Annotated in this window: 13 protein-coding genes; 4 read left to right on the top strand and 9 right to left on the bottom strand. The window is 61.0% G+C overall.

All coding sequences use genetic code 11. The annotated features are described in order from the left end of the window. The 3 genes from ACZM96_RS06770 to smpB all read left to right on the top strand — a co-directional run. Positions 1-187 (top strand): hypothetical protein (locus tag ACZM96_RS06770; RefSeq protein WP_489488102.1); only part of this gene is annotated, 187 nt, incomplete at its 5' end. A gap of 205 nt (positions 188-392) precedes the next feature. Beyond that, positions 393-1,778 (top strand): SLC13 family permease, encoded by a 1,386-nt coding sequence (locus tag ACZM96_RS06775; protein ID WP_489488103.1) that lies wholly within the window; start codon positions 393-395, stop codon positions 1,776-1,778. 279 nt (positions 1,779-2,057) lie between these two features. Next, entirely contained in the window at positions 2,058-2,507 is a 450-nt protein-coding gene (smpB, locus tag ACZM96_RS06780) for an SsrA-binding protein SmpB (protein WP_294484171.1), read from the top strand. 189 nt (positions 2,508-2,696) lie between these two features. Here smpB and ACZM96_RS06785 read toward each other — a convergent pair whose 3' ends face one another. The 9 genes from ACZM96_RS06785 to rplM form a co-directional block, all read right to left on the bottom strand. Beyond that, entirely contained in the window at positions 2,697-3,875 is a 1,179-nt protein-coding gene (locus ACZM96_RS06785) for an iron-containing alcohol dehydrogenase (RefSeq protein WP_489488105.1), read from the bottom strand. 632 nt (positions 3,876-4,507) lie between these two features. Continuing rightward, a complete protein-coding gene (gene lpxA, locus ACZM96_RS06790; protein WP_489488107.1) occupies positions 4,508-5,323 on the bottom strand; it encodes an acyl-ACP--UDP-N-acetylglucosamine O-acyltransferase in 816 nt (271 codons plus the stop codon). Position 5,324: 1 nt separating this feature from the next. Next, on the bottom strand, positions 5,325-5,789 hold the full coding sequence (gene fabZ / locus ACZM96_RS06795; protein WP_294484177.1) for a 3-hydroxyacyl-ACP dehydratase FabZ: 465 nt from the start codon (positions 5,787-5,789) through the stop codon (positions 5,325-5,327). A gap of 129 nt (positions 5,790-5,918) precedes the next feature. Beyond that, complete coding sequence (lpxD, locus tag ACZM96_RS06800; RefSeq protein ID WP_489488108.1) at positions 5,919-7,025, bottom strand: UDP-3-O-(3-hydroxymyristoyl)glucosamine N-acyltransferase; 1,107 nt, start codon at positions 7,023-7,025, stop codon at positions 5,919-5,921. Between the two features lie 14 nt (positions 7,026-7,039). Beyond that, a complete protein-coding gene (locus ACZM96_RS06805; RefSeq protein WP_346665477.1) occupies positions 7,040-7,597 on the bottom strand; it encodes an OmpH/Skp family outer membrane protein in 558 nt (185 codons plus the stop codon). A gap of 106 nt (positions 7,598-7,703) precedes the next feature. Continuing rightward, positions 7,704-8,267, bottom strand: coding sequence for a homoserine kinase (thrB, locus tag ACZM96_RS06810; RefSeq protein WP_489488109.1), 564 nt, complete (start codon positions 8,265-8,267; stop codon positions 7,704-7,706). 185 nt (positions 8,268-8,452) lie between these two features. After that, the gene (locus ACZM96_RS06815; RefSeq protein WP_489488111.1) at positions 8,453-9,328 is read right to left on the bottom strand and encodes a DMT family transporter; all 876 of its coding nucleotides are present in this window, start codon (positions 9,326-9,328) and stop codon (positions 8,453-8,455) included. A 268-nt stretch (positions 9,329-9,596) separates the two neighbouring features. Then, on the bottom strand, positions 9,597-9,989 hold the full coding sequence (gene rpsI / locus ACZM96_RS06820) for a 30S ribosomal protein S9 (protein WP_294484183.1): 393 nt from the start codon (positions 9,987-9,989) through the stop codon (positions 9,597-9,599). Between the two features lie 10 nt (positions 9,990-9,999). Beyond that, complete coding sequence (gene rplM, locus ACZM96_RS06825; protein WP_294484185.1) at positions 10,000-10,434, bottom strand: 50S ribosomal protein L13; 435 nt, start codon at positions 10,432-10,434, stop codon at positions 10,000-10,002. A gap of 267 nt (positions 10,435-10,701) precedes the next feature. Between rplM and ACZM96_RS06830 the strand changes: the two genes are divergently transcribed. Further along, positions 10,702-11,952, top strand: coding sequence for an HD domain-containing protein (locus ACZM96_RS06830; protein WP_489488112.1), 1,251 nt, complete (start codon positions 10,702-10,704; stop codon positions 11,950-11,952). The last annotated feature ends 393 nt before the right edge of the window (positions 11,953-12,345 follow it).

Genomic DNA, 12,345 nt, shown 5'->3' on the forward strand with positions numbered 1-12,345 from the left:
CTTCCCCCACAGGGACGACACCCGTGGTCCGGCCTGGATCAACGTGCGCAAGGGCGAACACGGCATGGAAGCGAGCTTCGACGCCGTGCCGCTGGACCGCCACCCGGTCAAGCCCTACCGCTACTACATGGACAACTTCAACTTCCCGGTCTGCGCTTCCGCGACCGCATCGGAAAAACAGAACTGACGACGAGCTCCGGTCTGCCGCTTCTCTCCCCGAGCGGCAGGCCGGAGCTCGCGCATCTATCCGCCGCAACGAACACGAACCGGATTTCTGCCGCGACGCCTTTTTCACTGCCGCGACGCGCGTTCAGCCCGCCGACCCCGCCGACGCGCATTTTTTCGGTTCCTTCACGTGAAATTTATCCTGAACTCTCTCAAGGAAAATGCCCATGTCCAGAAGCCTTGCCCTGAAATGGCTCTCCGTTCTGCTGGCCGCCTCGCTGTTCTACACTCTGGCTCCGAACGACACCTACGCCAATCTTCCCCTGTATCTGGCTCTGACCGCCGTGGCCGTGGTCATCTGGGTCTTCGATCTGCTGCCCGCCGTGTTCGTGTCCGCGGCGCTCACCTTCGCCTATCTGATCACCAATCTCGCCACGCCGGAAGTCGTGTTCAGCCCCTGGACCACCGTGCTCATCTGGACCACCTTCGGCGCCGCCATTTTCGGCGAGGCCATGGATCAGACCGGTCTGGCCAAGCGCGTGGCCCTGCGCTGCATGCTTCTCACGGGCGGCACCTTCCGGGGCATGCTCATAGGCTTCGGCGTGGGCGGCATCATTCTCGGTCTGCTGCTCGCTTCCGGCTTTGCCCGCACCGTCATTTTCTGCGCCATCGGCATGGGCATCGTTCAGGCGCTGGAACTGGACACCAAGTCCCGCATGTCCTCGCTCATCATGCTGGGCTGCTTCTTCGCCTCCTCCGCCCCCACCATGCAGTTCCTGCACACCTCGGAATCCTTCATCTGGGCGTTCCAGATCCTGCTCAAGGCCATCGGCGAACACGTGGACTTCTGGGAATACCTCTCCCACATGGGCCTCAACAATCTGCTGTACATCGTGCTGTGCTTCGTGGCCCTGTACCTCACCCGCGGCTCCACCAGAATGCCCGATGAAACCACCCTCAAACAGGTGCTCAGAAAGCGCATGGAAGAACTCGGACCCATGAGCACCGCGGAAAAGCGACTTCTCGTTCTGGCGCTCATCAGCGTGCTCGGCTTCATGCTCGAACCTTTCACCGGACTCAACGCCGTCTGGATTCTCTGCCTCGCCGCCCTGCTCTGCTACATGCCCGGCATGGGCATTCTGAATGTGAACACCTTCAACAACCTGAACATCATGTTTCTGGTGTTCGTGGCGGGCTGCATGGCCATAGGCGCCGTGGCCGGCGTGGTCGGCGCCAACAAGTGGGCCGTGGCCTCCATCATGCCCTATCTGCAGGGCCTGCCGCCCACCATCAGCGTGGTGTGCTCCTACGTGGCCGGCACGGTGGCCAACTTCCTGCTCACGCCCTTTGCCGCCACCGTGGCCTTCACGCCCGCCTTCGGCGAACTCGGCGTGCAGATGGGCGTCAACCCGCTGCCCCTGTTCTACGCCTTCCAGCTCGGCCTCGACCAGTACTTCTTCCCCTACGAAGGCGTCATGTTCCTCTACCTGTTCACCACGGGCTGCGTCACGCTCCGGCACATTCTGCCCGCGCTCGGCCTTCGTACCCTGCTTGCCGGCGTGCTGCTCGTCGTGGTCTGGATTCCGTACTGGAACTATATAGGACTCATGTAAACATGTGATCCCGGCTCAGGCGATCCGGACACGCTTCCGCGTCTTTTCGCCTGAGCTGCGGCATGCCGGGCGATCTCCTTCACGACAATTCGTCCGCCGCGCCGCCCGAAGGCCGATCTTCTCCGCACGGCCTCCGGGCGGCGTTTTTTCGTCCATCTTGCAGGAAAAAGGCTTGTATGGTACTTCCCCCTGTGAAATCCTTGGGAAAACCGCCTCCTTTCCTGCTCTTCCTTTTCCTTGAGGCCGCCGTTTTCCGATCTTCTCTTCAGGAGCATCCCCATGGCCGACACGCCGCGCATCGATAACCGCAAAGCCCGTCAGTACTACGAATTTCTTGAATTTTTTGAAGCGGGTCTCGTTCTTACCGGGCCGGAGGTAAAAAGCATCCGGGCCGGGCAGGTCAGCTTCGGCGACAGTTTCGTCGAGTGCCGCGAGGGCGAAGCCTTTGTCGTAGGCCTGCGCATTGCGCCCTACGATCGCGGCGGCTACGTGCTTCAGGATCCCGACCGAGACAAAAAGCTCCTGCTTCATCACCGCGAAATCCATCTGCTCACCACGCGCATCGAGCAGAAGGGGCTCACCGTGGTTCCCACAAAAATCTATTTCAAGCAGGGCAAGGTCAAAATGGAAATCGCCCTCGCCCGGGGCCGCAAGCTGCACGATCAGCGCGAAGAGCTCAAACGCCGCGCCGAATCCCGCGACATGGAACGCGAACTCGCGCGCCGCTAGGTATCCGCACACAACCGCAAACGGGGGAAGAGGCAAAAACCTCTTCCCCCGTTTTTTCAACACCGGCCGACGCCCGGCCGAGCTCAAGTCTCAACCGTTGCACCCGTCAGGCTGCGCAAACACGGCTGACGCTCCGTCTACACAAGACGCGTCGGCGGAACGGCCGCACGGACGCGCCTTCCGACCGTTCTACATGGCCATGTGGTAGATGTTTATCAGGTCGTCCACCCCCAGCGGACGAATCACGCCCACCGGGCCGCCTATGCCGCGATAGCATTTTTCCGCCATGTCGCGGATCTGCTCTTCCGTGGGATGCACGCCGAGCTCCGAGAGCGACGTGGGCATGTGAATGGCCCGGAAAAAATTCTCCATGGCTGCAATGCCCTTTTCCGCCATTTCCTCATGAGTTCCGGCGCCGCTCACGCCCATGACCTTATGCGCAAAGCGGGCAAAGCGCGCCGCGTCCGCAGGGTACGCATACCGGGCCCAGCTTCCCCACACGGCGGCCAGTCCCGCACCGTGAGACACGTCGAACAGGCCGCTCACTTCATGCTCTATCTTGTGGGACGCCCAGTCGCCGCCGTCCGTTCCGCAGCCCGTCAGACCGTTGTGTGAAAGGCTGCCCGCCCACATGACCTCGGCGCGCGCGTCGTAGTTCGAGGGATCGTCCCGGAGAATAAGCGCGTTCTTCATCACGGTCTTGAGCAGCGCTTCGGCAATGCCGTCGGTAAGCTCCATGCCGCCGCTGCGGTGAAAATACCGCTCCATGGTGTGCATGAGAATGTCCACGCAGCCCGAGGCCGTCTGCCAGGGCGAAAGCGAAAGCGTAAGCTCGGGATTCATCACAGCAAAGCGCGGACGGGAATATTCGCTGGAATAGCCTCTCTTTATCCAGCCTTCCTCGCGGGTCACCACGCAGGAGGAACTCATTTCGCTGCCCGCGGCGGCGATAGTCAGCACCGCGCCGATGGGAGCGCAGGCGGTAGCCTTGCGCTTCTTGTCAAAGAAGTCCCAGACCTCGCCCTCGTTGGCCAGTCCGTAGCCTATGGCCTTGGCCGAATCAATGACGCTGCCGCCGCCCACGGCCAGAATGAAGTCCACGCCCTCGCGGCGGCCGAGCGCAATCCCCTCATGAATCTTGGAAAGACGCGGATTCGGCACCACGCCGCCGAGCTCCACCCAGCTGACGCCCGCCTCCTTCAAAGAATCGCGAATGCGCCCCAGAAGCCCGGAACGCTCCGCGCTGCCGCCGCCGAAGTGAATCAGCACGCGGCTGCCGCCGTATTCACGCACCAGCCCGCCGACTTCCTTTTCCACGCCTCTGCCGAAAACCACCCTGGTGGGGGTGTTGAACACAAAATTATTCACCCTGTTCTCCTTGCCGCGCGGAAAAAACTCCGGCGCGAGTCCTGCCCATTGTGACACTGCGCCGCGAGTTGAGCAAGCAGGCGCTCAAGCGCATCATGCCGAACCTTTCTGGCTCCAATCTTCCCGCTTTCCGGCCGGGCAGACATCCCCAAAAAAGCTCAAAAAACGGAGCACGGTCGCGGCCGAGCTCCGGCAAACGCCCGAAGATCCAGGATCACGGTTCGCCCTTGGACAATCGGTCAATGCGAGGCCGTCACAACGCTGTCGCAGCCCCGCACACACGGCACAAGGCGACGGGCTCCATTTCCACACCCGCCCGGATTGCCCGCCCGGATCGGTCTTCTGTGCCTCCAGACGCCCGCCACGTCCTTTCCCCTTCCGCGCTCAGAGCTACGCTGCACGCCTTTCAACAATGGCCCCGGGGCGAACACGCCGCGCTCTTCCGAACGCCCCGTTCCGGCAGCGCCGTTCTCATCGTGCTCCGCGCCCAAGCCCAAACAGCCCCCCTCCGAAGCGCCTCCACGCAGAAGGCTTTTTTTTGATCGAGCACACAAAAAAAGGCCGTCCGCAAAGACGACCTTTTCTTGAAAACACGTCGGCGTTCCGCAGCAGAGGGCGGAACACTGTCCTGTTCAGGCAAGATCCATGATCTTCTTGCGGTCGTCGCCGGGCAGAATGCCGCGCTTGCTTTCCCGCACGAAGTGGATGAAGCCCATGATCTCCGGCAGATGGCCGTATTCGGCCTCCAGCTGCATGAGCGCGTCCGGACGGGGAATGCCGGAATACCACGTCATGCGGTAGGCCTGCTTGAACGCGGAGAGCAGCTCCATGGACGCCTTGGCGCGGCGCAGGCCCACGATGTTGGGCGACTGCACCGTGGCCCGGTTGCCCACGGCCAGCATCCACGGGGGAAGATCCTGCGCGAGGCCGGACATGCCGCCCACAAAGGCGTGCGTACCCACGCGCACGAACTGATGCACCGCAGACAGGCCGCCGATGATGGCGTTGTCGTCCACGAAGCAGTGTCCGGCGAGGGTGGCGTTGTTGGACATGACCACGTTGTTCATCACCGTGCAGTCGTGCGCCACGTGAACGTAGGCCATGAGCAGGTTGTTGTCGCCCACGCGGGTGACGCCGCCGCCCGATTCCGTGCCGCGGTGAAGCGTGGTGAACTCGCGGATGTTGTTCCTGTTGCCGATGACAAGCTGACTCTTTTCGCCGTGGAATTTCAGATCCTGGGGTTCTCCGCCCACGGCGGCATAGGAATAGACATGGTTGTCTTCTCCCATGGTGGTATAGCGCTTGATGGAAGCAAAGGCGTCGATGCGGGTGCGCGCGCCGATGACGACGTCGTCTTCAATAACGGCACAAGGGCCGATGACGACGTCTTCGCCTATCTGGGCCGTAGGTGCGACAAACGCGGTCGGATGGATCTGAGGGGCTGCCATATCAGAACGACTCCCTGGGAAGCACGGATGCGGTAAGTCTGGCTTCGGCAACGATGTTGCCGTCCACATACGCCTTGGTATCCATTTTCCAGAGCTGCATTCTGTGCGTCAGGTTGGTGCATTCCATGACCAGCTTGTCGCCGGGGCGGACGGGCGAACGGAAACGCGCCTTCTCGATGCCGGTGAACAGATAAATCTGATCGGGATGCTCCTTGAACTCGGGGAAGCTGTGCGCCACGAGGAGAACGCCCGTCTGCGCCATGGCCTCGATGATGAGCACGCCGGGCATGACCGGAACGCCGGGGAAATGACCCTGGAAGAACGGTTCGTTGAAGGTAAGATTCTTATACGCGCGAATGTGATCGCCGGGCACCAGCTCGTCCACGCGATCCACCAGAAGGAAGGGATAGCGATGGGGCAGGATGCTCAGGATCTCCTTGATGCCGAGGGAAATGGACTCGCTCATGGTGTTGTTGCCTTTTAACGGTTTATAGTGACGGCGTTGCCGCTTCCGACTTTTTTCTTCGCGAGATACGGACGAAGAGGCGCGGAAACGACAACCGGCGGCAGGGCCAGCCCTGCCGCCGGGGCCGGATCAACGATGATGCATCATGGACATCCAGCGATTCCACATGGCCACCAGGGAGCGGTCCGTCTTGTCGCTGGCCATGGGCTTGTGGCCCATTTCCTTTTCGAGCCTGGCCACGCGCTTGAACAGCTCGGGGAGCTTGGGCATGAGCGTGGCGTTGCGCAGGTAGGTATTATAGTCCATGGTGGGGGAGCCGCCGACGACCTGCCCTTCGGAAATGTTCTTGGCAACGCCGGCCTGCGGCCCGATGGTTGAATTGCTGCCGATGTGCAGATGTCCGGAAATACCGGCCTGCCCGGCCATGGTCACGTTGTCGCCCACGTGCGTGGAGCCCGAAATGCCCACCTGCGAAACGATGAGGCAATCCTTGCCGATATGCACGTTGTGGCCCACCATGACCAGATTGTCGATGCAGGTGCCGTTGTCGACGAGCGTGGCGCTGAGCGCGGCGCGGTCGATGGTGGTGTTGGCGCCAACTTCCACATGATCGCCGAGTTCCACGTGACCTATCTGCGGCACCTTGCGGATTCCCTCCGCAGTGCGCACGAAGCCGAAGCCCTCGCCGCCTATCACGACGCCGGGCTGCAGCACGCACGCCTTGCCGAGTTTGGTTCCGGCCATGAGCACCGCACGGGGATACAGAATGCATCCCTCACCCAGCTCGCAATCCTCTCCGATGTAGCAGCCGGGAAAGAGCACGCATCCCTTGCCGATTTTGGTGCGGGGGCCGATGTAACAGAACGGATAGACGGTGCAATCCTCGCCAAGCTCGGCCTCAGGATGAATGCAGGCCATGTGGCTCACGCCCGTGAAGCTGCCCTGCGGCTTGACGAACAGCGTCAGCGCCTGCGCAAACATGGGATAGGGATTATCCGTTACAAGTGCGCGGGCAACGTCGTTCTCATGTTCGGGCCGCACGATGACGGCCCCGGCCTTTGTGGTGGCCAGCTGTGAAACATACTTGGGGTTGGCCAGAAAGCTCAGCTCCGTGGGGCCGGCTTCTTCCAGCGTGTTGATCCCGGTAATGACGATGTCGTCGTCAGGCTCCTTGAGAGCCAGTCTCACACCGAGCTTTTCCGCAATTTCGGAAAGCTTGAACGAAGGATTGGGCATTCATGGCTCCTTTGTTACTTCACGGAGCTGAGATTGAACTTGCCGCCCTTGGACTTCCAGACCTTGTTGACTTCCTCGATCAGGCCGCTCGTCACGTCGTTGGCCTGAACGTAGAACATGACCACGGAAGCGTCCACGATCATGTCGTAGCCGTTCTTCTTGGCGTAGTTTTCGCAGGCGGTGCGCATCACTTCATTCATCTGGGAATTGATGGCCTGCTGCACGCGGGAAAGGCGCTGGGTGTAGGCGGTGCCTTTGGTTTCCAGTTCCTGGGCCAGCTTCTGAATCTTCTGGGCGCGTTCGTTGCGGGCCTTTTCAGACAGAGCGGCGGCCTGCTTGCGCAGATCTTCGGCCTGCTTGCTGAGGTCTTCATTCTGCTTTTCAAGCTGCTGACGTTCCTTGCCGAACATGGAAGTCAGCTGCTTTTCAGCTTCCTTGCCGGGATCGCTCTGAGCGGAAAGGCGCAGGGGATTGGCCACGCCTATCTTGCCGGCGGCTTCAGCCTGGGAAGGCAGCACGACGGCGGAGCAGAAAAAGGCCACAACCAGCGCAATAACAGTGCGACGAAGCATAGTCAGACTCCTTAAAAGGAAAAATTAGCATAATCAACGTGCCGAAACAAGCGGCACAGACAACGGGTAAGAGTACCCTTGAGGGCGTCACGGCGTCAAGAATGATTTAAGCGTACCAGCGCGCAATCTCTTCCAGGGCGCGGCGCGCGCTCTCTGCGGGAGAAACCCCGGCCGTGCTCACCACAAGCGACGCGTAACGGCGATACAGGGCTTCGCGCTCAAGAAAGAGCTCCTCCACGGTCTGCCCGGGAGCGATGGCCAGGCCGCGGTCGGGATTGCGGGCAATGCGCTCAAGAACCACGTTCATGGGCGCTTCAAGATAGATCACGGGCCCCAGGGATGCCAGATGTTCCATGGTGGAGGCGCGATACACCACGCTGCCCCCGGTGGCGATGACCGTGCGGCACAGCCGCAGACGTCCCACGATTTCGGCTTCGACGTTGATGAAGTCTTCCTTGGTCATGGCGTCGGCCACGGTCTGGAGAGACGCGGCGAACGCCGCTTCGATGACGTGGTCGCAGTCCACGAAGGCCCAGTCGAGCGAGCGCGCCACAAGGCGGCCCACCGTGGTCTTGCCCGCTCCGGCCATGCCTATGAGCGTGATGCAGCCGTTTTCGGGAATGGAAGGCAGAGACGATGTGTTTTTCTGCTCGGACAAAGGTTCCGTCATAGTGATGTTCCGGGCGAAAGCCTGTTTTTGCAGCGCAATATCGCGCTGTTTTTCACCTTGGCTATACGCCGCGCGCGCCAGGATTGCAAATGCGAATGCGCGCCGCCCGAAAAAGGCCGTGGAAAGCCGGAGCATTACGCCCGAAGCAGAAGGTCAGCTCTTCTTCGCTCCAAAGAAACGGAAGATCAGCTCTTCTTTTCCGTGGAGGAAATGACCACGCCGAAAAGAGCGAGCGCCACGCAGAGCACCTGCGGAACGTTGAGTCTCTCGCCGAGAAGAACGTAGGCGAAAATCAGGGTGAACACGGGAATGAGATTGCCGAACAGCGACACGATGCCCGCTTCCAGATGCTTGAGCGAAAGGTTGAGCAGCAGATAGGCCAGGATGCCCACGCCGACGCCCATGTACAGCAGACCGCCGAGCGCGGGCAGCGTGACATTCTGCGGCAGCGACGAAGTGAGCAGAAACGGCGAGAAGGCAATGGCTCCTCCGATGGCCTGAATGGCGGAAATGCTGAGGAAGGAATAGCGGCGGGCGACGAAGCGCGCGCACACCGCGTAACCGGTGGAGGAGAGCACGGCGCCGAACATGAGCAGGTTGCCGAGCAGAGGGTTGGAGGCCTTGGCGTCGCCTTCGGCAAAGTACGAGGATCCGGCCACGCCGATCACGGCCAGAACAATGGCGAGCACGGTGCGCTTCGTGAGCTTTTCCTTGAGGAAAAGCCACGCCGCCACCGCCGTGCAGAGCGGAAAGCACGCCGCAATGACGCCGCCCTGCGAGGCCGTGGTGTATTTCATGGAAAACGTCTCGCACAGGAAGAACAGGCACGGCTCAAACATGACCAGGAGCAGCAGATATTTCCAGTCGCCCTTTTCATAGGGCATGTGCCGCCACTTCGGAAGAAGCGCAAGATAGAACAGCGCGGCAAAGGCCACCCGGGCATAAACCACATGCAGAACCGTGAAGGACTCGAACGCGTACTTCATGGCGATCATGCCGCCGCCCCACAGCGCGTAGCAGACCACAAGCAGCAGCATGACCATTCTGGGCGAGAACACCATGACAAACCTCCTGATGGAACTTCTTCCATCATACGGCGTTCCCGGAATAATTCTGACGCATGTGCGGCATTTTTCGCACTTCGGGTCTGCGAGCCGTGAAAAGAGCATGCGCGGCTCGCCCTGTCTTCGCGCCTGCCGGAATCTCCGCCATTCCCGAATCGACTTTTGCGGAGGGAGTGCCTTTGCCGAGCGCCTTTTCCGGCAGGCGCGGAGCAAAAAAAGAGCCCGCCGAAAAACGACGGGCTCCCACATGGCGAGAATCGAAAGATTAACGCTTGGAGTACTGGTAACGGGCGCGGGCAGCAGCCAGACCGTACTTCTTACGTTCCTTCTTACGGGCATCGCGGGTCAGCAGGCCGGCATGCTTCAGGGTGCCGCGCAGGGCGGGATCGGCCTGGAGCAGAGCACGGGAAATGCCGAGGCGCACAGCTTCGGCCTGACCGGAAATGCCGCCGCCGCACACGTTGACCTTGATGTCGTACTGTTCGGCGAGCTTGGTGAGGGCAAGAGGCTGACGGACGATCATCTGCAGGGTCTTGCGGGGGAAATACTGATCCATGGGACGGCCGTTGATTTCAATCTGGCCGGAACCGGGATAAAGACGGGTACGGGCAATAGCGGTCTTGCGGCGGCCGGTGCCGTAATCAAAAGTGCTGGACATGGCTGGACTCCTACTTCTCAAAAGTCAGCGGCTTGGGGGCCTGAGCGGCGTGAGGATGTTCGGCGCCGGCGTAAATCTTCAGTTTCTTCAGCATGGCGCGGCCAAGACGGTTCTTGGGCAGCATGCCGCGAACAGCCTTGCGGAGCACTTCTTCAGGCTTGGAGGCAAGCAGCTTTTCGAGGCTGATTTCCTTGAGGCCGCCAACCCAGCCGGAGTGGCTGTAGTAGAGCTTGTCGTGCATCTTGGTGCCGGTCACGCGAATCTTTTCGCAGTTGATCACAACGATGAAATCGCCGTTGTCCATGTGAGGAGCGAATTCAGGCTTGTGCTTACCGCGCAGACGATGAGCGATCTGAGCGGCGAGACGGCCAAGGATCTGATCTTCGGCGTCAACCAGATACCACTGACGGTCGATGTCGGCCGGGGTCGGGCTGAAAGTTTTCATGAAAATATCTCCTGTCCCGCGCAGAGCGGAACCGCATGAGTGTGCCGTTGAAGAGGCGTAGTCACAAAAAGGCTTCCCGCCAGAAGCCGGAAGCACATTCCTCGTTACACTGTTCCTTTTTCAAGGGAAACCGGAGCCATTCCGCCCGCAACGGGGAGCCGGCGAAACGCGCCTTGGGAGCGGCTACCAGACCGCCGTTCCCTTGCCAGAACGTTTGAAACAAGGTATCTGCCATAAAATGAAAGTTTAAGCAAGTGAGGAATGGCCATGCGGAGCATCAGAAAAAGCCTTCTCCAGTTCATTTTCTCGGGAGCCAGCATGCGGCGGTGGAACGACAAGCTGCGTCCCGTGGAACTTTTCGAGCTGGACAAGCAGGCTCACAAGATGATCGTGGCCTTTCTTCTCTGGCAGCAGAACACCGCCGGCATGAGCGACGAAGAGCAGCGCCGCATCGGCATCGACATCATTGAAGGCGGCATTTTCGACTATTTATACAGGCTCATCATCACCGACATCAAGCCGCCGGTGTTCTACCGCATCAAGGCCAACAGCGAACATTACCGCGAACTCACCGCCTGGACGCTCAAAGAACTCGAGCCCCGCATCCGCCCGCTGGACGAAGACTTCTGGCAGCGGCTCACGGCCTATCACTCCCGCCCGGCGGAAGAGGGCAACGCCCTGAGCGACCGCATCCTCAGCGCGGCCCACATGTACGCCTCCCGCTGGGAATTCTGCCTCATCGAACCGCTCAACGGCTTCGACGAGGAAATCAAGGAAATAGGCCCGTCGTTCAACAAGCGCCTGCTCGCGCTCAAGGACGTGGACGGCGTCAACGAGCTGCTCGCCGGCTCGGGAACCGCGCTCGCCCGCATGGCCAACCTCTGCGGACAGCTCCGCTTTCAGATCCGCTGGGCCCAGACGCCGCGCGTGCCCGCCACCTCGGTGCTGGGGCACATGTTCATCGTGGCCGTGTATTCCTATCTGTTCAGCCTCTACCTCGACGGCTGCCCCCAGCGCCGCATCAACGACTTCTACTGCGGTCTGTTCCACGATCTCGCCGAGCTGCTCACCCGCGACATCATCACGCCGGTCAAGCGCTCCGTGGCCCAGCTGCCGGAAATCATCCATCAGTACGAAGACGAGGAACTGCACAGCAAGATTCTCGATCCGCTGGAACAGGAAGGCTACGGCCACATCCGGGAACGCCTCGACTACTATCTCGGCCTCACCACCAAGTCGGAATTCAACGACACCTTCCGCACCGATCAGGGCATTCAGAAGGCGGACGGCTTCGCCGATCTTCAGGCCCGCTGCAACGACGACCGCTTCGATCCCAAGGACGGCCAACTCATCAAGGCCTGCGACAATCTGGCCGCCTTCATCGAGGCCTACAGCTCCATCCACAACGGCCTCGGATCTCCGCATCTCTACGAGGCCATGGCCCGCATGCGCCGCGACATCAGCGCCATACGCCTCGGCTCCTTCAGTCTGGCTCCGCTGCTCGCCGACTTCGACTAGCCTCCGGCCTTTTCGCCGCCTCTTCATTCCGCCTTTGCCTGCCCGAAGGCGGATTTCCGGCAATCGCCCCTTTCCGCCGGAGCAGCGCAGCGCCGCAGCCGACGGCGAGGCGAGCCACCCTTTCCGCCGCCCCGATTTCCGCCCCCGCGCACGGGCGACACTGCGCATCATCCGCAGGCTGCCCCTCTCCGCGCCCATCAGCAAAGAACGGCCTGCACACCGCGCCGCGTCACAGGCGTGTTCGCGCCTTCCCCCGCGCTTCAGACAAAAAAACACCCCGAAAGAACACTTCCGGGGTGCCAGGGTACTCCGTGCAGGAGGTTACGGAGTAATGTTTTCCACCGGCGGCAAACGCGCCGGATGGTCGCTTTTTAAGGCGGAGTCCAAAGACTC

This window comes from Mailhella sp. (genome assembly GCF_057866825.1).